Raw genomic sequence first — 22816 nt, 5'->3', positions numbered from 1 at the left:
CATCGCATGAACTGACCCGATGCACGCTGAGTCTGCGCTTTCCAGAAGGACGTTTCTTCGCTCGTCGTCGGTGGCCGTCGCGGTGGCCGGAGTCGCCACGACGCTGCCCGCAATCGCACACGCGCAGGGCAGCGATCAGGGCTTCCTGCACGGGGTGGCGTCGGGAGATCCGTTGCCCGACGCGATCGTTCTCTGGACCCGCGTCACTCCCACGCCCGACGCCACCCCTGGCTCCGGCGTCGGACCGCAGGTATCGGTGACGTGGCGGATTTCCCGCAGTGCAGACATGGGGGACGTCGTGTCCTCCGGAACTGTCTCGACCGGCCCGGACACCGACCACACCGTGAAGGTCGACGTCGACGGCCTGGCTGCCGACACGACGTACTTCTACGATTTCCGGACGAGCGACGCGGCCTCGGCCGTCGGGACCACTCACACCGCTCCGCGCAACGATGCCGATATCGACGCGATGCGCTTCGGCGTCGTGTCGTGCTCCAACTGGGAGTCGGGGTACTTCGGTGCCTACCGGCATCTGGCCGCCCGGGGAGACCTCGATGCCATCGTCCATCTCGGCGACTACATCTACGAGTACGAGACGGGCGGTTTCCCGGGCCGCGACGGGGTGATCCGGCAGCATTCGCCCACCCACGAGATCGTCTCGCTCGCCGATTACCGCCAGCGTCACGGACAGTACAAGTCCGATCCCGATCTGCAGGCCGCGCACGTCGGCGTGCCGTGGATCTGCACGTGGGACGATCACGAGTCGGCCAACGACGCGTACGACGGCGGTGCCGAGAACCACACCCCGGCCACCGAGGGTGATTGGTACACGCGCAAGGCCAATTCGGAGCAGGCGTACTACGAGTGGATGCCGGTCCGCGCCGCAGGCACCGCGACCAACCGTCATCTGTACCGCAGGCTCCGGTTCGGCAACCTCCTCGAGCTGTCGATGCTGGATCTGCGTACCTACCGCTCGCAGCAGGTGTTGCCGTTCAACGGGCCCGAGGTCGATTCTCCCAACCGGACCATCACCGGCGCGGAGCAGATGCAGTGGCTCACCGACGGCATCGTCTCGTCGCCGACGCAGTGGAAGATCGTCGGCAACCCGGTGATGATCACGCCCACTCTGATCCCGCCGCTCGACCGGGACGCAGCCAGGGCCGTCACCTCGCTCCTCGGGATCCCGGAGGGCGGCCTGCCGTACAACGCCGATCCGTGGGACGGCTACACCGCCGACCGCCGCAAACTGCTCGGTGCCATCGTCGACGCGGGCGTCGACAACACGGTCTTCATCACCGGTGACATCCACTCGGCATGGGCCTGCGAGGTGCCGCTCGATGCGGCGCACTATGCCACCACCGAGCCTGCCGCCACCGAGCTAGTGGTCACCTCGGTGAGTTCGGCCAATATCGACGACCTGACGCGTACTCCGCCGCACACCCTGGGCCGCGTCGCCGAGGAAGCATTCAAAGCGCTCAACCAGCACGTGAAGTTCGTCGACCTCGACAGCCACGGGTTCGGCGTCTTCGAGGTCACCCGGACGGCGGCTCGGATGGACCACTGGTTCCTCACCGCCAAGGAGGATCCGCAGACCGGCGTGTACTGGGGAGCGGGCTTCACCGTGGACTCCGGCACCCAGCGCGTCCGGGCGGCGGCACCGCCTGCCTGACAACGCGCCATACTTATCGGTGTGGCTGTACCGAAAATCGTCCTGTTCTACGTGTTCACTCCGCTACCCGATCCCGAGGCGATCCGGTTGTGGCAGCAGACGCTGGCCGCGTCGAACAATCTGACCGGACGCATCCTGATCTCCGAACACGGCATCAACGCGACGGTCGGCGGTGACGTCGACGACGTCAAGAGGTACGTCCGCGGCACCCGTAGCTATCCGGCGTTCAAGGCGGCCGACATCAAGTGGTCCGAGGGGCTCGGTAACGACTTCCCGCGGCTGTCCGTTCGAGTCCGGGACGAGATCGTCACCTTCGGTGCCCCCGGGGAACTGAAGGTCGACGCCGACGGGGTTGTCGGCGGCGGAACTCACCTGAGCCCTGAGCAGGTGCACGAGCTCGTCGATTCCCGCGGCGACGACGTCGTCTTCTTCGACGGCCGCAACGCCTTCGAGGCACAGATCGGCAAGTTCAAGAACGCAGTGGTGCCCGACGTCGAGACGACAAGAGATTTCGTCTCCCAACTCGACTCCGGTGCCTACGACCATCTGAAGCAGTCCCCTGTGGTCACGTACTGCACCGGGGGAGTGCGGTGCGAGGTGCTCTCGTCGTTGATGGTCGCGCGCGGATTCGAGGAGGTGTATCAGCTCGACGGCGGAATCGTCCGGTATGCAGAGACTTTCGGCGACGACGCGCTCTGGGAGGGTTCGCTGTTCGTGTTCGACAAGCGGATGGCACAGAACTTCTCCGATCACACCGCCGTCATCGGTCGCTGCAGTGCCTGTGGCAATCCGACATCCCGCTATCAGGACTTCGACGGCGACGCCGGCCGTGGTCTGCGGTTGATCTGTCTCGACTGCGCGTAGAGACATGCTGCCCTTCCGGGACGGTCTCGCACCGCTGAGACTGCTGTTGCCGCACGGTGATTCGGCCACCACCATCGTGGAGTATCTCGAACGTGCGATGCCCGAGGATGACTGGCGACGAGCGATGCGCGACGCCGAAGTGGTCGACGAGAAGAGCAGGCCCATCTCCGACGCGACGCGTTACCGCGCCGGCAGCCAGGTGTACTTCTATCGCGTTCCAGCGCAGGAGGTTCCGGTTCCGTTCGAGATCGGCATCCTGCACGAGGACAACGACCTGTTGGTGGTCGACAAGCCGCACTTCCTCGCCACCATCCCACGTGGCCGACACGTGACGGAAACGGCGACGGTACGGCTCCGCAGGCGGTTCGACTGCCCCGACCTGACGCCCGCGCACCGACTCGATCGCGCCACCGCCGGGGTGTTGCTCTTCACCAAGACCAAGCATGCCCGACGGCCGTATCAGGAACTCTTCTCGTCCCGTAATGTCACCAAGGAATACGAGGCGGTTGCGGGATTCGATGCAGCGCTGGAGTTTCCACGCGTCGTCCGGAGTCGAATCCTCAAAGAACACGGGGTCATGACGGCATACGAGGAGCCGGGGGAGCCGAACAGCGAGACCTCGATCGACCTGGTCGACACTTTCGGCACATCCGCCCGATATCGACTCTTCCCCAAGACCGGTAAGACCCATCAGCTGCGAATTCACCTGTCGTCGTTGGGGATTCCCATCGTGAACGACCCGTACTATCCGGTGTACACATCGGTCCCGGCCGATGACTTCACCCGGCCGTTGCAACTTCTGGCCCGGGCTCTGAATTTCACGGACCCGCTCACCGGTGAGCCGAGACGCTTCGTCAGTGCCCGAACCCTCGAGCGCTGACGGCCCGGCATCGTTCGATCGGACGATTGCGACAATGGGGACGCGAGGTTAGCGTGTCGAGCGAACCATGTCCGACGGAGTCGAAGAGGAGAACAGCGTGAAGCGTCGTATTGCTGTTGTGTTGGGAGCGGCCGTAATCGCCATCGCGTCGCCGGCAGTCGCGGTGGCAGATACCGGAAGCGCGAGCACCGGTAGCGCGAGCGGAGTGTTGGGTGGTTTCGACATGCTGTCGCGGCTCTGGGAGGCCTGCGCGGTCACCATTTTCACCGGTCAATGCACCGGTGTCGTCGCCACAGACGTGACCTACTGGTAACGCGGCCTGAGCCGAACCGACAAACGCGCGCGCATTCGCCAGACGCTCGCGGAACAGGTAGCCGTTCCGCGAGCATCCAGCAAACGCGCGCGCGTTTGCGTTGAGCGAGCCCAGGCCCTACTTGGCCAACGACCGCGCCATTCCGCGTTCGATGGCGGCGACCAACTGCGGACGCAGTTCGGCGGCGGGGACGATGTGGTGCACCGATCCGACGTTCTGCGCACGCTGGATGTTGTGGATGGCCTCGAATTCGGCTGCCACTTCACCCAGTTTGGCGTTGCGGGCGTTCGCTCGCACGGTGGCCAGTTCCACGCGCAGGGCCGAGCGGGCAGCGTCGTCCTCGGCTGCGTTCAGCGCAGTCTCGAGTTCCTTGACGGTCGGGTCCGCTGCGGTGCGGGCGTTGACGTCGCGGGTGAACACCACTGCTGCGGCGGGGGCACCACCGAGCACGGAGGCGAAGGAGCCCTCCACTGCGAGGACCTCCATGTTGTCGTTGAGCGCTCCGGAGAACACCACGAACGCGCCGCCGTGGTAGCGCGATACGACACAGAACACGACCGGTCCGTCGAAGTTGACGATGGCGCGGCCGATCTCGGCACCGTATTCGAGCTGAATGTTGCGCAGCGATTCCGGTGATCCGTCGAAGCCGGAGAGGTTGGCCAGCACCACGATCGGCCGGCTTCCGCTGGCGGCGTTGATGGCACGTGCCGTCTTCTTCGACGAGTTCGGGAACAGGGTGCCCGAGGTCCACTGATCGGGGCCGTCGGACGGGAACCAGCCCTTGCGGGGGATGGCCCGCGATTCGATGCCGATCACGGACACCGGAATTCCGGCGAGGTGGGCGTCGAACACCACGGAGGTGTCGGCGTCGGCCATGTCGGCCCAACGCTCGAGTACCGAGTGGTCCTGGTCCACCACGGCGCGCATCACGGTGCGAATGTCGAACGGCTTCTTGCGGTCCGGGTTGGTGACCGAGGAGAAGATGTCGCCGACGGTGGTGAAGTCGCTCGACGGGTGCACGTGCGGGTACGTGCGTACGTCGCGCTCGGTCGGGTCTGCGGTGGCTGCGCGGCGCGGGAAGCGTTCTCCCGGAGCGGCATACGCGTGGTCGTAGTGCGCGAACAGGATGTCGCACGCGGCCCGCAGGTTCGGTGCCCAGTACTGCGCCTGGCCGTTGGGGCCCATGACGCGGTCGTAGCCGCCGATGCCGAAGTTGTCCTCGGCCGAGACACCGCCGGAGTAGTCCAGTGACTGCTTTCCGGTGAGCACCATCGCACTGTCGGGGGTCATCACCAGGATGCCCTTGGTGTGGGTAAGCATCGTGGCTTCGGCGTTCCAGTACGGCTGCGCGCCGACGTTGATGCCCGCGACCACGATGTTGATCTCACCGCCGGCCTGGGTGAAGGTGATGATGCGACGCAGTCCGCGCGAGACCCAGTCCATGTTCTCGGTGCCCGATTCCATGGAAATCGTTGCTCCGGAGGACAATGCGAACCATTCGACGGGTGCGCCGAGTTGTTCGGCGAGGTCGATGGCCGCAACGATTCGCGAGCACTCGGCCTCGGCGACGGTGCCCAGTGCCTTGGTCGGGTCACCGAACAGCGCGACGCGGGTGATGCCCTCGGGGTACTTGGCGGTCGGTGTGGTCGCGACACCGACGATGACGCCCGCGGTGTTGCGGCCGTAGGGGCGATCGACCGGTGCGAGCACGCCGTCGGCGTCGAAGTCGTACTCGGTGAACGTGCCGCCGTTGCTGCTGAGCAACGGAATCAGCTCGTACGGGTACACGGTGCCGCGGGCCTGCGAGCGTTGCACCTTCTGGGTGTACTCGTCGAGCGGACGCATCGGCTCGGTCGGCGGCGGCGTCACCTTGGCGACGATGCCGGCACCGGAGCGGTACGACAGGCGCAGTGCCACCTCGCGTGGCGTCGCGCCCGGTGTTTCGGCCAGGCGGGCGATGAGGGTGATCTCCTCGAGGCCTGCACCGATCGTCAGCGGCGCGATGTGCCGGGCGATGGTGGCGATGCGGTCGGCGGGAACGTTGAGTACCGGCCAGACGTAGAGCACGACGCGGTTGGCGTCGAGTCGCTTCTTGCCACGTCCGGCCTGAGCGCGGCGGATGCCGTCGAGGCAGGCCGCGACGGTGCGTTCGATCTCCGGTACCGCGACGATGTTGCCTGCGTCGTCCAACTGCGTTGTGACGCCGCGGATCTCGGCCAGGGCAACCAGACGCTCGTCGGACGGGTTGGCCTTCGACGTCAGGTGGAACAGGTACGTTCCGGCGCTGGCGGGCAACCGAACTCCGTCGAAGTTCTTCAGTCGCCACAGGTCCAGTCGCTGACCGGTCAGCGGGTGCATGTCCCGAATGATCGTGTCCTCGGCGAGAGGCTCGGACCCCTCTACCGTGGTGCGACGGTAGGTCATCTTTCGCGCTGCGGAACCGAACGCGGTCACCGTCACGCGGCGCCAGCGGCCCGTGCCGGGGTGCGCGGCCAGCACAGCCTGGAGCTGGGCCGAGAGCTCGTCGCCGTCGGTCGGTGCGTCCGGCCACGACAGGTAGAGGTCGACGGCCAGGTTCTCCGGCGCCGGTCCGGCGATGTCGTCGACCGAATCCAGAGTTGCTGCGAGCGAATCGAAGTCGGTTGCCGTCGACACCAGATGCAGCCGTTCGCCCGAGAGCTCGAAGTTGCCGGTGACGAAGTGCCTGCCGTCGCGGTCGAAGGCCTTGACGTCTTCGAGGGTGCGGATCTCGTAGTACTGGCGAGTGATCACTTCGAGCAGGGCACCGGGATCGGTGATCCGTTGTGCCAGTAGCTCGATCAGCGGTTCCGGGGTGGCGACGAGAGCTGCGATGCGCGCCGAGTAGTCGGCTGCGTCGGGATTCTCGGCGAGGTACTGCAGGCTGCCGCGGACTCCGTCGTAGATCTTCTCGCGTGCACTGCGGATCTGTGGCTCGTCGAACAGCCGGAAGCGTAGGTTGCGGGCGACGTCGCCGATGACGGGGTAGCGGGCCTGGGTGGCACCGATGAGTCGCTCGAGTACCTCGGCCATGGCCGGGGTGGCCTCGGGCTGTGCCGAGCAGTCGCTGAGCCAGTGGCCGAGCAGGGCCGCGATGACCGGAACCTGGTTCTCCATGCGCTGCAGTGCCAGGAAGACGCGGTAGACGGCTTCTTCGAGTTCGGGGGTACGGCCCTCGTCGATGGCGGCATCGTAGTGCGCGAGTGCGCGAGTGAGCTTGGTGCGGAACGAATCCGGGAGCCCCTGAACGTCTGCGTCGAGCGAGTGCAGGAACGAGTGGAAGTGCTCGCGAGGGGAGTGGACGCGTTCGTCGGTGCTCTCCTCGTCCATCGTCGGCCGGTTGCGGGAGAGCTCGCAGATGTCGGCGAAGGTGTTGAGCAGATCCAGCTCGGCCGAGACCAGTCCCGAATCGTTGCGCGGCACGTCGGCACGCAGAGTCTCGTAGGTGGACAACAGGTTTCGAGCCCGAGCTCCGCTGACGTCGAAGCCGGTGATGAGGGCGGCGAGTTCGTCGAGTCGGTCCAGTGCGCGACGCTGCGGTGAACGCTGCTCGGCGTCGTCGATACCGCGGAACTGCACGCGCGGCGCTTGCTCGGAGACCTTCTGCTCACCGGCCTGATCTACGCGCAGCAGTGCCGCTCCGGCGTCGACCTGTCCGTTGACCGAGGCCAGTACCTCACGCACGGTGCCCGCGTAGGGGGACCGGACGGCGGTTTCCATCTTCATCGATTCGAGGACGACGAGTGTCTGTCCCGCTTCGACCTCGTCGCCGATGGCAACGGGCACGGCAACGACGACGGCGGGAGCCGGTGCGCGGACCAACCCGGCCTCGTCCTGCGAGATCTGGTGGCTGATGCCGTCGACCTCGACGAGGAAGTGCGCGGCTCCGGCGACGGTGACCACCTGGTATCGACGGTCGCCGATCACCAGCCGGCTCTCGTACGTGCCGAGGCGTTCGACGTCGACCTGAAGGTCTCCGATGCCGTCACCGTCGATGCTGTAGCGGTGCGTGCCGGTCTGGCCGACCTCGAGCTTGTAGGCCTGCCCCTGGTAGTTCAGTTCGACCGTGCGGCCGATGGCGTGGGTGGCGCGTGGACGGCCGCCGCGGGCGGAGTTGAGGAACGCGGTGCGCTCGCGGCCTTCCTCGGCGTCGTAGGCATCGATGGCTGCGGCGACGATGGCGATGTCGGCAACGGCCGTCGGGCCCACCTGGGAGCCGGCCTCGGTGCGGTCGAGCCAGCCGGTGTCGGCGGAGGCGGAGATGACTTCCTCGCGGTCGAGCAGGCTCAGCAGGAACGACTTGGTGGTGGTGCCGCCGTCGATGACGACGGTGGTCTCACGCAGTGCGTTGCGCAACCGCGCCAGCGCTTCGCTGCGGTCACGTCCCCAGGCGATGACCTTGGCGACCATCGAGTCGTAGTCGGGCGGGATCACGTCGCCCTGGGCGATGCCGGTGTCGACGCGGATGCCGGTGCCGAGCGGGAACTTGAGGAGTTCGACGGTGCCGGGAGCCGGAGCGAAGCCGTTGTCGGCGTCCTCGGCGTTGAGGCGAGCTTCGACGGCGTGGCCGAATTCGGGCGGGCATTCGCCGGGCAGTGCCTGGCCGTCGGCGACGAGGATCTGCAGCTTCACCAGATCGATGCCGGTGGTGTATTCGGTGATGGGGTGCTCGACCTGGAGTCGGGTGTTGACCTCGAGGAAGGTGAAGATCTTCTGCTCGGGCTGGTACAGGTACTCGACGGTGCCTGCGCCCTGGTAGCCGGCGGCCTTGACGAGCTCGGCCGAGGCGGTGCGCAGCTGGTCGGCCTGCTCCTTGGTGAGCAGCGGCGAGCTGGACTCCTCGATGACCTTCTGGTTGCGTCGCTGGATGGAGCAGTCGCGCACGCCCGGGGCCCAGACGTTGCCGTGGCTGTCGGCAATGACCTGAACCTCGACGTGGCGGGCATCGGTGACGAGCCGTTCGAGGAAGACGACGGGGTCGCCGAACGAGCGCTCGGCCTCACCCTGGGTGCGCTCGAGGGAGAGTTCGAGTTCGTCCTCGTGGAAGACCTTGCGGATACCGCGGCCACCGCCACCCGAGCGGGCCTTGATGATCAGCGGGTAGCCGATCGCCGCTGCGTGACGCCTGGCGTCGGCGCGGGTCTCGACGGGGCCGCCGGACCACGGTGCGACGGGGACGCCGACCTTCTCGGCGAGGATCTTCGCCTCGACCTTGTCACCGAGCAGACGCATCGCGTCGGCCGACGGGCCGATGAAGGTGATGTTCAGGCGGGCGACGAGATCGGCGAACGTCGGGTCCTCTGCGACGAAGCCCCAGCCGACCCACACCGCGTCGGCACCGGACTCGACCAGGGCGGCCTCGAGGACGCCGTAGTCGAGGTAGGCCGATCCGGGCGCAGGCTTGCGCAGCGTGACCGCTTCGTCGGCCTGGCGGACGAACATGGCCCGCTTCTCCGCCTCGGTGTGCAGCGCTACGGTGCGGATGCCGTAATCGTGTTCGGCGTTGAGCTCTCGGACGGCTCGGATCAGGCGTACTGCTGCCTCGCCTCGGTTGACTACTGCAATCCGCTTGAACAACGTATCTCTCTTCGCTCGGTGTGGGCGCACCGCGTCGGTGCACTCGATGGAACGTGGATTGGTGCCGGGCATGCCATTTTCTCGCTCGTCGTGCGGCACTCCGATCGGCTCATTCTAACGGTAACGAGGCCCTGTGCATCGCCAACGGCGTTCGGCGTGAGTGTGATTGATCACCAACAAGTGAATCATATTCTGTGGCAACCACTTTGGCTGCGTACCGGCTGTCGAGTTCCGTTCACCTCGCAAACGTACTCGCGAGTAGCGTTGGCGCGAGGCGTAATTCGCCATTCGGCGACTTTCGTTGCTACCGACGAGTACATTACTGACGGGTACAACTCGAGCCGATCGGCTCGAGTTGCTTCGCTCGTCGCCGAGTGCGGTCTCCCTCACCTGTCGCTCTCGCTCGCAGGCGGCAGTCTCAGCGCATTGACCCACAGCCTCGTGGCCGTTGCGAGCAGTTCCTCGGAGTCCTCGGGCGGACGGCCGTCGGCGGCGTCGACGACGAAGTGATTGAACGCCAGCCTGCTGATCATCGACGACAGTGCGCGGGAGGCCAGCAGAGGATCGAGTTCCGCGTCGGCCAGACCGCGGCTCTGCAGGCTCTCGATGCTTCGGGCGTTGCGCCTGACGAAGGCATCGGCGCGTTCACGGCGCAGGCGTCGGAACTCGGGATCGATGTTCGATACCTGCTCGAGCAGCGCCATCAGCTTCGCGTTGCGTCGGTAGGCCTCGAAGTACGCACGGTTGCTGGCGGCGATCACGGCAACCGGATCGTCGTGCGGGTTCACTCGCTCGGTACCGGGATGCAGCATGTCGTCCCTGGCCTGCTCGAGCACAGCGGCCAGGATCTCTTCCTTGCTGGTGAAATAGGTGTAGAAGGTGCCGGCCGAGCATCGAGCGGCGCTGGTGATGTCGATCAGCCGGGAGTCGAGGTACCCACTGTCCTCGAAGACTCGACGGGCGGCCGCCACGAGCGAGGATCGAGTTCGCAGCCCGCGCGGGGTGATCGGCAGCTCCCGATTCGGCAGCACAGGGTCGGACTCCGGCGCGGCAGGCATTCAGTCTTTATACGTCATTCTCCGCGAGCTTCCGGTCGGATGAACCGGGTGAATCTCACTCCGCTCTCGAACTGGCGCGATTCGAGGTGCGCGAACCGCTGAGCGGGGAACGGATCGACACCCGTCCCGGACGAGAACAGGCCGATGCCCCGGCCGAGTACGACGGGATTGACCTTGAGGAACAGCTCGTCGATCTCGGGCAGCAGTTGACCGGCGAGGTTTCCCCCGCCGCAGATCCAGACGTCGAGCTCGGAGTCCTCGGCTTTGAGGCTCCTGACGAGTCCGATCGGATCGTCGTTCACCACGGTGAGGGTCGGGTCGTTCGACGGGGCGAGGGTGCGAGAGAACACGTACTGGCGCAGGTGGGGATAGGGGCTGGCGATCCCGACGTCGAGTGCCGGTTGCAACGTCTCGCGCCCCATGACGAGGGTGTCGAATCGAGCGGGCGGACCGTCCAGGCCGAACATGGCCCGCACGTGCACCGGCAACGTCTCGGGCAGCTCGGCCACGATGGCATCGAGGTGATCGCCTTCGGCCACGAAACTGTCGTAGCTGCCGTCCGGCGCGGCGATGAACCCGTCGAGAGTGACGGCGATGTAGTAGACCAGCTTGCGCATTCGGTTCCTGTCGTGGTCGACGGGGTGAGAACCCGTGGTCAGGGCGGGTCGGTCCGCTGTGGGGGATCCAGCGACCGAAGTGGGTCTTTGTGACCCAGCACTAGAACGTATTTTGTGTTCTCAGGACGCGATGAACAACTTGTTTTCAGCGGCTAGTCTGGCCCGGGTGTGCAAACACCGTCCCTGAAACGGACGACCATTCGAGTATTTGTGGGGAAACTGTGACGGCTGCAGCGGCTACCGGTCGTGAACACGACGACGAGCTCAAGAGCAGGGTGCAACGCCTGCTGCGCTTCCTTCGCGAAATCGTCGAGGCGCGCTCGAACCCGGTGCTGCGTTTCGACGACCACATGCAGATCGAGTGGGTCCACGCCGGGGACGTTCCCATGCAGCTCGACCCCCGAGCCAAGCAGGGTGGTGTGGTGCTCCGTGCACCTCGCATCGCGGTCGACGAGCCGCCCGAGCCGCCGGCGCTGCTATCGGGCTGGCTCGATCCTCAGGTCGTCGCAGACAGCCGCTACCGCGAGCTCGAGCTGGCCGACGCATCCTCGGTGACGTCCCGCCGTCGAGAGGAGGCGCAGGAGTCCGACGCCGACTTCGACATCCGCAAGGCCTACGAGATCAAGCAGGCCTTCGAGGAGTACTCCGAATCGTGGAAGGAATGGGCGCAGGAGGATCGGGAGCGGCGACCGCAGGCCGCTCTGTACCAGGCTCTGCAGCTGATGATGCAGGAGCTCGCGTCGCGGCCGGAGTCGATCGAGCTCGTGGTGGCGTCCGGCCTGTTGACGTCGAGCAACACCGATCCGCAGCGCAGCGTGCGCACTCACCTGATCACACAATCGGCGAGCATCGAACGGGACGTACGCACCGGTGACCTGCTGGTTCGCCTCGCCGCGAGTACCACCCCGAGGCTCGAGGACGGCCAGCTGCTGACCGGGTCGGACGATTTCGACACCTCCGGCTCCGTCGCGCTGGCTCGGGAACTGCGTGAGACTGTCAGCTCGCCGATCGGGGACGGCGTCGAACAGTTCTTGAGGAACTGGGCGGCGCGGGTGCCACGCCACGAGATCGAGGTGCTCGGTCGTCTCGGGCCGCCCGGGGCTCTCGCGTATATCGACGACGACCGCACGCTGACCGTCTCGCCTGCCCTCGTTCTCCGCGTTCGAGACTCGTTCGCGCTGGTCGAGTACTACGAACAGATGATCGCCGACCTCGAGTTCGCCGACTCCCCGGTACCGCTGGGACTCGCGCAACTGGTCGATGCCATCGAGCCGGCAGATCGGATGGCGTGGCTCGAACGCACGGGGGCGGGGGAGTCGGCGGCACTGGCGGAGGACCCGCTGTTTCCGCTGCCGGCCAACGCCGAGCAGTCGCAGATCATCGAACGGCTGGGGCGTGACAGCGGCGTCGTGGTCGAGGGGCCGCCGGGAACGGGCAAGACCCACACGATCGCCAACCTCATGTCCGGGCTGTTGGCGCGCGGTCAAAGGGTTCTGGTCACTAGTGAAAAGTCACAAGCTTTGCGCGTGCTGCGCGACAAGCTCCCGCCGGAGCTGCAAGAGCTGTGTGTGTCCATCACCGACCTCTCTCGCGGTGGTTCGGACGAGCTCAATCGCAGCGTCGCGAAGATCGCCGAGCGCAAGACCTCGTTCGACGAGGCCAGTGAGGTGCAGAAGATCGAGGCGCTGACGACGCAGCGCGCAGCGGCTCTTGCCCGCCGGGCCGAGCTGCTCGATCGTGTCAGCGCGCTTCGTGAGTCCGAAACCGTTGTGCACGAGTATGTTTCCGACGGTTACGACGGCACCGTGTCGTCCATCGTGCGCAAGGTCAAAGCGGCCGAAGGTGCCCACGAGTGGCTACCCGGCCCACTGCTGGCCGATCGGCCACCCCTCGACGGTGCACAGGTCGATCAGCTTCGCAAACTCATTGCCGGCTCCGACGGCACTCGCGAACTTCGCTCTCGCCAGGTACTGCCGCGTCCGGAGACCATGCTGCCGAATTCGGCCGAACTCGCCTCGCTCTGCCAGCGTGCAGGTGCGCAGATCGACACTCTCTCGCCCCAGGCCGCGGACCTCGTGGCGTTGCTCGACGGCGTCGAACCCGGCGTGTCCTCGGAGATCAGGCAACTGTGCGAGGAGCTCGCCGCCCGAGTGCGAGCGGTCGTCGAACTCGACGGCTCCTACCCGCGGTTGACCGATTCCGTGCTGTCCGGCGAGGCCGCCCACCTGTGGTCTCGGGTCAGCGGAATCGACGCGATGGTCGAGACGGCAGCTGCGTCCGATCGTTACGTCGGTGCCCACGATGTGCAGTGCTCGTCGAGCTCGCCTGCGGCACTGTCGGCCATGGATGCGTTCGCAGGCGCGCTGGAGTCCGGTATCGAGTGGAAGCCCCGGTTCCGTCGCAGCGAGGAGCAGAAGGCAGTCGAGGCGCTCGACATCGTCGCCACCGTCGACGGACAACCCGCGACGACGGCGAGGGCCGCACGTTTGGTGGCCGAGCACATTCGCGCACTCGAGACCGTGCAGACCGCAGCGGTGCTGCTGGCCGACCTCACGATCGTCGTTCCGCTCGACGGCACGCGTTCGATTCGCGTCAACAACGTGGCGCGAATCGCCGATCGGCTGGGCCTGGTGTCTGCCGTCGTCGCTGCCCGTGACGCCCTGGTGCAACGGCTGTACACCATTTCGCCTGCGGCACCGTGGATTCGGAGCCTGGCCGAAGCACAGGAAATCGCCGGGGCGGCCGACGCCATCGCCACGCGCATCGACATCGATGCCGCACGCGCCGAGCTCGACGCCCTGCAGTTCGCGGTCGCCACTCGGATCGATGCCGGGCCGTCGCCCGAGGGCTCGAATCTGGTGAGCGCGTTGAGCACTGCGGATCCGTTGGAACTGGCTGCCGCCGTTGCGGCCTACTCGCAGGCGTGTTCCGAGCAGGAGGATCAGCTTCTGCTCGAATCGATGTCGGCGTCGCTGTCCGAGGTCGCACCCGCATTGTTCGACCTGGTCGAGGACACCGCAGGCGATGTCGAATGGGACGAACTGAGCTGGCAGATGTCGAAGGCCTGGGCGTGGCGTCGGGCACGCGAGTGGGTCGGTGAGCAGCACCACGGTGGTCTCGAACAGCAACTGGAAGCGGAGCTCGCCGCCGCCGACACCGACATCGCTTACCTCACAACACGTCTCGCCGCCGCCAGCGCCTGGCGTAACAGTCTCCAACGAATGACCGCCGTCGAGGTGCGTGCGCTGCAGACCTACCGCGAGCACATCTCCAGCATCGGCTCGGGAGCCGGTAAGTACGCCGAAACCTACCGCAGTGCAGCACGATCGGCGATGCGTGAGGCGCAGAGTGCGGTCCCCGCATGGGTCATGCCACTGTCCCAGGTGCTGGCATCGATTCCGCCGGTGCCGGGCAGTTTCGACGTCGTCATCGTCGACGAGGCGAGTCAGGCCGACATCACGAGTCTCTTCCTGCTGTACCTCGCACCCCGCGTGATCGTGGTGGGCGACGACCGGCAGTGCGCACCGGCGGACGTCCCGCAGACCGGCACGCTCGAGGACGTGTTCGATCGGTTGGACGTCTATCTGCCCGATCTACCCGAACACGTGCGAGCGACGCTGACCCCGAGGTCGAGCCTGTTCTCCATGCTGCGCACCAGATTCGGTCAGGTGGTGCGGTTGCGTGAGCACTTCCGCTCGATGCCCGAGATCATCAACTGGTCGAGTCAGCAGTTCTACGGGGACTCCCCGCTCGTTCCCGTGCGACAGTTCGGTGCGGATCGGCTACCGCCGTTGCGGCACACGTACGTTCGCGGAGCGACGGTGACCGGAAAGAACGCATCACTGGTCAACCGTACCGAGGCCATCGCGATCGCCGACCAGATCGCCGACTGCCTCGAGGACTCCGCATACGACAACCTGACCTTCGGAGTGGTTGTGCTGCAGGGTCAATCGCAGGTCGACGAGATTCGCAACGAGTTGATCAAGCGGATCGGTATCGAGCAGTGGGAACAGCGTCGGCTGCGTGTCGGTACGCCACCGGACTTCCAGGGCGACGAACGCAACGTCGTGTTTCTGTCGATGGTGGTGGCACCCGATCAGAACTTCGCAACCCTCACCGCCAATCAGTACAAGCGGCGGTTCAACGTGGCGGCCTCACGGGCACAGGATCAGCTGTGGCTCTTCCACTCGGTGACCGTCGACCGACTCAAGCGAGCGGACCTGCGCAACTCGTTGCTGAGCTACGTCACCTCCGTCTCGCCCGCTCCGGCCGATCCCATGCCGGTCGATGTCTCGCGCGAGGTCCGGAAGGCACCGTTCGAGACGCTGCTCGAGCAGCAGTTGTGGAACGACCTCGTCGAGCGAGGTTTTCACGTCAATCCTGGTGTGGAGGTGAACAACAGGCGTCTGGCACTGGTGGTGACCGGCGATTCCTCGCGCCTCGCCGTCGAGTGCGACGGTGACACGTTCCTGTCGACCCCCGCGCAGCGGTTGGCGGATCTGCAGCGCGAGCAGGAGCTCAAGCGGTGCGGTTGGACGTTCTGGCGGGTGCGTGAATCCGAGTACTACCTGGACCGTGACGCGGCGTTGGAAAGCCTCTGGGCCACGTTGGCCCGTCTGGGAATCAAGCCCAACAGCGTTGTCGTGGACGGTCTGGAGAGCTCGGACGGGGCCTGGACCCCGGTCCCACTCGAGTCCTCGCAGTTCGACGATTCCGGGGTATTCGAGACGTCCACGTACGCGGACTCACCCGCGCGCCACGAGTCGGTGCTGTCTCTGTGGACCATGCCGCGCATAGATATCCCCGCCGAGGAGCCGGCCGTCTCGGAAGCGCGAGGAGCCGACCGCGAAGGATCGGCACCGAAGACCGAAAACGGATCCGGAACCACCAACGGAGCCGGAGTCGAGAACGGCTCGGGCACCGCGAACGGGTCGGGGCCGACCAACGGCTCGGGTATGACGAACGGGTCGGGGCCGACCAACGGCTCGGGCATGACGAACGGATCGGGAAGGACCAACGGCTCCGCCGCCACCAACGGCACTGCTCGGCCGGTCGAGTCTTCGGCGTCGAGCCGCTCGGCGATGACCAACGGATCCGCACCGGCAAAGGATGCAGAGAGCGATGCGTCCGCGCGGGTGCGCGAGGCCGAGGTGAGCAGCAGCTCGGCCACCGAGCTCGGCGAAACCGCGAACAGCACGACTGCGCCCACGGACCGGATCGGGGAAGCCGACGAGACGGTCGCACAGGACGAGGCCGGGGCAAGCGTCGAGGCTGCCGAGCTCGACGGGTCCGATTCGGCCGAGGCGCAGGGCGATTCAGCGAAAGAAACGGATGCCGATAGCGAGCCGAGCGGCCTAGAGGCAGCCGAGGACGAGGACATCGCAGAGCACGAGTTGCCGCTCAACGGACTTCGCGGATACACCACCCGCCGTCGTCCGTAACTCCCGCTCACGTCAGGCAGGTTCAGCGCCCGCGCCGAACCAGCGAAGTCGACGTAGTCTTGGGCCTCGAATTGCGCGCACGTACGAGTGAAGAGGGTTCGACGCCGATGACGGATCGACAGACGCAGCAACCGGAACAGTCGGTCGCACCGAATCGGTCGCCGCGCGCTAGGCGGATCGTCGTGCCGACCATCGTCCTCGTCGTCTGCGCTGCGCTTGTCGCGCTGCCGACCTGGACCGTCGTGTTAGCCGGCGCGCAGTGGCCGTTGGCTGCACAGTTGGTCGGCTCCGCGGTTGCGGTCGCCGCATTCGTGGCTTTGCCTGCAGCGATGTATCTGGGCCACCGGCCGAGCGCGGAGGGTGCCTCCAAGGACGCGTGGGCTCGCGTCGGAGACGTGTTGTTGGGCTCGGTCTGGATCGCGTTCGTGTGGTCGGCACTCTCGCTGCTGCTGCGGCTCGGTCTGTGGGTGGCAGGTGTCGACGACCCCCTTCGGTCGCGGATCGTGTCGGTGACAACCGTGGTCGTCGTAGTCGTCCTGGCGCTGTGGGGTCATTACGAGGCGATGCGAACTCCCCGCGTGCGACACACGACCGTCAGGATCGATCGGCTCGGGGCTCGATTCGACGGTCTACGAGTGGTTCTCGTGACCGACACGCATTTCGGTCCGCTCGATCGCACGACGTGGTCGCATCGATTGACCGACGCCGTCAATGCGCTCGAACCGGACGTGTTGGCTCATGTCGGCGACATCGCCGACGGCTCGGTCGATCGGCGTCGAGCGCAGGCCGCGCCGTTGGAGTCGATGCTCGCGAGTGCGGCGCGCGTGTACGTCACCGGCAATCACGAGTACTTCGGCGAGGCGCAGGAGTGGCTCGATCACATGGAGAACCTCGGATGGAACTCCTTGCACAATCGCCACGTGGTGCTGCATCGCGGTGAGGACGCACTGATCATCGCGGGTGTCGACGACGCCACCGCCGCAGGGTCGGGTGCGCCAGGCCACGGTGCCGATCTCGCTCGCGCACTTGCCGGAACCGACCCCTCGATGCCCGTGCTGTTGTAGGCTCATCAGCCGAAACAGATCGGTGACGCTGTCGACGCAGGCGTCGACCTGCAGGTCTCCGGCCACACACACGGCGGTCAGATCTGGCCGTTCTCGGCCTTGGTTCGGCTCGACCAACCGGTGGTGCACGGTCTGAGCAGGCACGGCGAGCGAACTCAGCTCTACACCAGCCGTGGATCGGGATTCTGGGGCCCGCCGTTCCGGGTGTTCGCGCCCAGTGAGATTTCCGTTCTGACATTGGTCGCAGGCTGATCGATCGACACCTGGCAGTATCGGCGGGGTGAAGAGCACCGAAGAGGTCGTCGTTGTCGCAACCGATCTCGACGGCACCCTGTTACGTTCGGATCGAACCGTGTCTGCGCGGACGGCCGCCGCGATGGCTGCCGCAGACGCAGCCGGAATCAGGGTCGTGTGGGCCACGGCTCGCGCGCGCCACTCCATCGACGAACTCGCAGCGTCCTGCGGATTTCGCGGGACGGCGATCGGTGCCAACGGTGCTGTCGTCCTCGACCTGGCCGACGGTTTCCCGGCCATCGTCGGCACCAGATCGGTACCGGCCGAGACGGTGGCCTCGGCCAAGTCGGTCGTGCGCTCGCTCGTTCCCGGCGTGGCCTTCGCGACCGTCGGTGCAACGCGATTCGTCGCCGAGGCTCGGTACGCCGAGCTGTGCGTGTTCGCCGACCATCACCGGCAGCCGCACGAGATGGAGCTGTCGGAGCACGGGCTGTCGGCCGACGTCGAGCCGACGGTCAAAATCGTTGCTCGGCACAGTGATACGACGAGCGAGGAGTTGTACGAGCTCGTCGCCGCTGTGGGGGTGGACGGAGTGGAGTTGACGCATTCCGGTGCTCCGTACATCGAGATGTCCGCAGCGGGAGTCTCGAAGGCCAGTGCGCTCCAGGAATTATGCGAGCGATGGGGGATATCTGCGGGTTCGGTTGCGGCAGTGGGGGATGCGCGCAACGATCTGCCGATGCTGAACTGGGCGGGTACGGCGTTGTGCCCGTCGAATGCTGCTGAGCCCGTGCGATCCGTTGCCGATCGAGTCCTCGAATCCAACGACGACGACGCGGTTGCGCGCTATCTGGAGGAACTCACCGCGCGCCGAGCGAGACTGTAACGTCCGGTCTGCTCGTTGCGACGCCGTGTGAGAGGCTGGCCTCATCATCGGCAGAAGGACACCAGTGAGCTATCCAGGTTCGGGCGACCCCTCGCAGCGCGCGTACGGACAGTACGGCGCGCAACCGAATCCATCCGATCGAGTCATTCCGCCGCCGTCCTCCGGACATGGCGCACCACAGTCTCGTGCCACGGCGCAGCCAGGTGGGTACGGTGCGGTTCCCCGGTCACCGGTGTTCGGCACCGGTGGTGTCCCGGGTGCTCCTCCACCGGGACCGCCGAGACGCGGGAGCGGTGGCATCTGGATCGTGGTGGCCGTCCTGGTTGTGGTCGCGGTGATTCTCGGCGGGGTGTTCGCCTGGTCGGTCGCACGTGACGACGCAACTCCAACGGCGTCGTCGGCGGGTGCTGCACCGTCCTCGGCAATGTCCGACGGCAGTGTTCCAGGCGGTGAACCTGCACCCACGGCGAGCTCACCGCAACCGGGCGTGGCCACTCTGCCCGCGGGTGCGCAGACCTGCCCGGCGACCGTGGCGTCGAGCAGCGGCCTCCGAGGTTCGGCAGTGGGGTCGACGGTCACGTCGTGCCCGTTCGCCGAGGAAGTTCGCTTGGCATACACCCGGGCCGGTTCGGATCGGAATTCGCGGACGGTGGTGGCCAGCAGCCCGGTCACCGGCAAGCGGTACGAGATGAACTGCGTCTCGTCTGCGCAGTTGGTGACGTGTACCGGTGGCGAGAACGCTGTTGTCTACCTCTTCTAGTTCGGCGCGCGGCGTCGGAAGAGTCGGAGCGGTGGCCCTGACATTCTGTGTTCTGGTGTCCGGCTGCACCATCGCCACCGATGACGACCCGGCCTCGGATGCACCCGTCGTGTCGGACACATCGGCTGCTCCGATGCAGCCGGAGAGTCCGCCGACGTCCGATTCGGGAGTGTGGACCACCGCGCCGTCCGTCGAGACGCTGCCGGCCGAGGATCTGGCCGCGGAGTTCGGCGCACTGGAGGCGACGGCGGGTGGGCCCATCGGCCTCGCTCTGGTTCCGGTCGGTGGCGGCCCGTCGACGGTGCTCGGCACCTGGACTTCCGGTGTGGCGTGGTCGACGGTCAAGGTGCCGCTTGCTGTGGCCGCATTGCGTGGCGGTGGCGACGCCGCGCTCGCGGACGCCACTGCTGCGATCGAGAGCTCCGACAACACAGCAGCCGAGGCGCTGTGGGGGTCGCTCGGAGATTCCGCTGCCGCAGGTGCCGCAGTCGAATCGGTTCTGCGACAGGGCGGTGACGCTGCCACTGCGGTGCAGAGGGAGCGAATCCGGCCTGAATTCAGCGCATTCGGACAGACCGAGTGGTCGACGCAGGATCAGGCGACGTTCGCGGCGGGTCTGTCGTGTATCCCGGACGCTGCACCGGTGGTCGAGATGATGAACAGTGTTGTGCCCGAGCAGCATTGGGGTCTGGCGAAGCTCTCCGATGCGGCTTTCAAAGGCGGCTGGGGGCCGAGCGTCCGAGGTGGCTACGACGTGCGGCAGGTCGGTATCGTCACCACCGTTGCCGGTCGAGTCGGTGTAGCGATTGCCGCGCAACCGAATTCGGGTTCGTTCACCGACGGAACAGCCATGCTCGACGCGGTCGGTGCATGGTTGGAGTCGCGCAGCGCTCAGCTCCCCGCCGGTCACTGCCTCTAGGATCTACGGACGAGCGGACCGGCGCGGGTAGCCTCTGGCGTGTCGGTGAATCGTCCACCACGAAAGGCCCTGCTGTGAACGACGCCCTGTCGACGGAATCCTCCGAGCCCACCACGATCGCCGAGTACCTGAACGCACACGCGTTGCGCGTGTCGCCGCTCGACGGTGCCGCGGCGGCCGAGATCGGCATCACCGTGCCGATTCCTGCGGGATGGCAGACGCTCGATCCCGCGCAGTTTCCCGGGGCGACTCAGGTGATCGTGGAACCGAACCTGGTGGAGAACGGGTTCGCGCCCAACGCGGTGCTTCTGGTCGGTGCGTTGTCGCGCACGATCGACCCGGAAGCGTTGATGGCATTGGGTTTCGGCGACGGTCGTGCGATGCCCGGCTGGGTGGAGCGCGAGGCGAGCGCGGCGTCGTGGCTCGGCTGGCCGTCGCGATTCATTCGGGGTACGTACGTCGCGCAGCAACTCGAAGCCGCCGTGACGACGCGGTATGTGGTGGTGGGCGTCGATATCCAGTACCTGGTGCAGTTGACGGTGACGACGTTGGCATCTCAGCTCGATGCGTTGGCGTTCGACGTCGCTGCGATCAACGACGGTTTGACCACCGGTACTTAGAGAACCGCGACCCCCTGCGTCCGACGCACGGGTCCGACTAGGGTCCTGTTCATGTCGATGAGAACCGGTCGCGTCCGGCACCTGTCGGTGGTGCCGAATTTGTCCGACACCGACGAACCGGCCGACGACAGCGCGACAGAAGCCACGCGGCGGGGCCTGGTGAACTTGGTGCTTCGGGTGACCGTTGATCACACCCGTCCGCAGATCTGGCGTCGGGTGCGGGTGCGCTCGGATCTGCTGTTGTCCGAGCTGCACGCGGTGCTGCAGAGGGCTCTCGGTTGGGAGGACCGGCATCTGCATGCGTTCAGCGTCAGGACCGCCGGTGCCACGCGTCGATTCGAGATGGAAGAGACGCTCGACGACGAACCGGACGACGAGTCGTCGAGCGAGGAGCGAGTGCGGATCGACGAAGTACTCACGGCACCGGGTTCCACCATGACGTACGAGTACGACTTCGGTGACGGATGGACGCACACGATCGTTCTGGAGCAGATCGATTCCGATATCGACGACCTCCGATCAGTCTGCCTGGACGGGGAGCGCGCGTGCCCCCCCGAGGAATCCGGCGGGCCCTCGCGCTACGCACAGGCGTTGGAGATCGCGGCCGACCCGTCCGATCCCGAACACGCAGCTCTGCTGGCGCGGTGGGGCGCGGCGTTCGACCCGGCTCTGTTCGACGCCGATGCAGTCAACACAGTGCTGCACTCGTTCGACGTGGGGCGTTCGGTGCTTGCCGAAGCTGTGGCTGCTGCTCCGGCCATCGGAAAGCTGTTCGATCGAGTGCGTCCTACCGAGGTCCCTTCACTGATGGCGTTGCTTCCACGATGCGAACTCACCATCGAGAGCTCGGTCGATCTGCCCGTCGCAGAGATTGCGATGGCCAAGTTGTCGTGGTTTCTGGGCAGAATCGGCGACGACGGAGCCGACCTGACCGGTGCCGGCTACCTCAAGCCCGCATTCGTGGCGGCGATTCGCGAGGAGCTCGACTGGGGTCTGGGGTGGGTAGGGCCGAGCAATCGCGAGATCGACCATCACCAGGTGACCGATCTTCGCGAGGCGGCGCGACACCTCGGGTTGACCCGCACATCGAAGGGCAGGTTGCTGCGCACAAAGCTCGGTGCAGCTTTGGCCGACGACCCGGTAGGCATGTGGCGACATGCGGCTTCTCGTCTTCCCCTGGGTAAGGAGACCTACGAGACCGACGCAGCGACTCTCTTCCTGATCTCCCTCGCAGCATCGGCATCTGCGACGCATCGCAACGAGATGCTGATCGAGACTGTCGCCGAATTAGGTTGGGCCAGCGAAGATTCCGGTGTCTTCGACGCTCAGTTCGCGGCGCAGGCCACGGTGAGCTTCCTCGATCTCATCGGTGCACACGGTCCGCGGTTCTACTTCCGGCAAGGGGTATCGGACTCGCCGAGCTGGTCGCGCAGGTTCGCACGGGACGCATTGCTGAGCTGAGTGGTCGAGAAGCGGTCCCAGGAAGGCCGAATTGGGGCTCGAGCCGCGAAGGACCGCCGCTGAGCAGGCGATTTGCGTTGGTGTTGTCGGTGGCGTAACTTTTGTCGAGTCAGAGCGACGGACACCGACCCGGTCTTCACGGACTGGGATACGAGGTTGGACGTGTGGCCTGGCAGGTTTTATCCCCCAAGAGTCGGGCCTTGTGTCCGAGACCAAGCTGGGATAGGCTGGAACAGTTGCCCTTGAGGCCGACGGACTGTGTGTTCGTGGGGTGAGAGTGTGTGCGTGTTCTTTGAGAACTCAACAGTGTGTCGATGAATGTCAGTGCCGAAATATTTTGTTTTGGTGAAAGCATTCGATGTATCAGCCATCCGCTTGTGGTGGTTGTTGTCGGGTGTTGTTTGAAATGCTAGTTGAGTTTTTCTGCTAGTGATT

Annotated in this window: 13 protein-coding genes and 1 pseudogene; 11 read left to right on the top strand and 3 right to left on the bottom strand. The window is 65.9% G+C overall.

Annotated elements, in window-relative coordinates; genetic code table 11:
• Nucleotides 1-19 precede the first annotated feature (19 nt).
• From CH251_RS19755 to CH251_RS19740, 4 genes are all read left to right on the top strand, one after another.
• Complete coding sequence (locus tag CH251_RS19755) at nt 20-1669, top strand: alkaline phosphatase (protein ID WP_094614664.1); 1650 nt, start codon at nt 20-22, stop codon at nt 1667-1669.
• A 21-nt stretch (nt 1670-1690) separates the two neighbouring features.
• A complete protein-coding gene (locus CH251_RS19750; RefSeq protein ID WP_094614663.1) occupies nt 1691-2533 on the top strand; it encodes a rhodanese-related sulfurtransferase in 843 nt (280 codons plus the stop codon).
• A 4-nt stretch (nt 2534-2537) separates the two neighbouring features.
• Nucleotides 2538-3413 (top strand): pseudouridine synthase, encoded by an 876-nt coding sequence (locus tag CH251_RS19745; RefSeq protein ID WP_094614662.1) that lies wholly within the window; start codon nt 2538-2540, stop codon nt 3411-3413.
• Nucleotides 3414-3480: 67 nt separating this feature from the next.
• Nucleotides 3481-3726, top strand: a complete 246-nt coding sequence (locus CH251_RS19740) for a hypothetical protein (protein ID WP_094614661.1) — start codon at nt 3481-3483, stop codon at nt 3724-3726.
• A 117-nt stretch (nt 3727-3843) separates the two neighbouring features.
• Here the strand turns inward: CH251_RS19740 and CH251_RS19735 are convergent, their stop codons facing one another.
• From CH251_RS19735 to CH251_RS19725, 3 genes are all read right to left on the bottom strand, one after another.
• Complete coding sequence (locus CH251_RS19735; protein ID WP_094614685.1) at nt 3844-9321, bottom strand: carboxyl transferase domain-containing protein; 5478 nt, start codon at nt 9319-9321, stop codon at nt 3844-3846.
• 386 nt (nt 9322-9707) lie between these two features.
• Nucleotides 9708-10379, bottom strand: coding sequence for a TetR/AcrR family transcriptional regulator (locus CH251_RS19730; protein ID WP_094614660.1), 672 nt, complete (start codon nt 10377-10379; stop codon nt 9708-9710).
• A 14-nt stretch (nt 10380-10393) separates the two neighbouring features.
• Complete coding sequence (locus CH251_RS19725; protein WP_094614659.1) at nt 10394-10996, bottom strand: dihydrofolate reductase family protein; 603 nt, start codon at nt 10994-10996, stop codon at nt 10394-10396.
• A gap of 221 nt (nt 10997-11217) precedes the next feature.
• Between CH251_RS19725 and CH251_RS19720 the strand changes: the two genes are divergently transcribed.
• The 7 genes and pseudogenes from CH251_RS19720 to CH251_RS19690 all read left to right on the top strand — a co-directional run bounded on the left by CH251_RS19720 (nt 11218) and on the right by CH251_RS19690 (nt 22381).
• Nucleotides 11218-16437 carry an AAA domain-containing protein gene (locus CH251_RS19720; protein ID WP_094614658.1) on the top strand — a complete coding sequence of 1740 codons (5220 nt, stop codon included), beginning with the start codon at nt 11218-11220 and terminating at the stop codon, nt 16435-16437.
• Between the two features lie 107 nt (nt 16438-16544).
• Nucleotides 16545-17753 (top strand): annotated as a pseudogene (locus CH251_RS19715) (metallophosphoesterase).
• Nucleotides 17754-17781: 28 nt separating this feature from the next.
• The gene (locus CH251_RS19710; RefSeq protein WP_094614657.1) at nt 17782-18621 is read left to right on the top strand and encodes an HAD family hydrolase; all 840 of its coding nucleotides are present in this window, start codon (nt 17782-17784) and stop codon (nt 18619-18621) included.
• 64 nt (nt 18622-18685) lie between these two features.
• Nucleotides 18686-19381, top strand: a complete 696-nt coding sequence (locus tag CH251_RS19705) for a hypothetical protein (protein ID WP_143537887.1) — start codon at nt 18686-18688, stop codon at nt 19379-19381.
• A 31-nt stretch (nt 19382-19412) separates the two neighbouring features.
• Nucleotides 19413-20300: a hypothetical protein gene (locus CH251_RS19700; protein ID WP_094614655.1), complete on the top strand. Its 888-nt coding sequence runs from the start codon at nt 19413-19415 to the stop codon at nt 20298-20300.
• A 74-nt stretch (nt 20301-20374) separates the two neighbouring features.
• Entirely contained in the window at nt 20375-20920 is a 546-nt protein-coding gene (locus CH251_RS19695) for an LpqN/LpqT family lipoprotein (protein WP_094614654.1), read from the top strand.
• Between the two features lie 51 nt (nt 20921-20971).
• Nucleotides 20972-22381 (top strand): plasmid pRiA4b ORF-3 family protein, encoded by a 1410-nt coding sequence (locus tag CH251_RS19690; protein WP_094614653.1) that lies wholly within the window; start codon nt 20972-20974, stop codon nt 22379-22381.
• The last annotated feature ends 435 nt before the right edge of the window (nt 22382-22816 follow it).

Origin of the sequence: Rhodococcus sp. 06-462-5, from assembly GCF_002258315.1 — a bacterium.
GTDB lineage: Bacteria > Actinomycetota > Actinomycetes > Mycobacteriales > Mycobacteriaceae > Rhodococcoides.
This window is presented reverse-complemented; position numbering and strand designations above follow the sequence as displayed.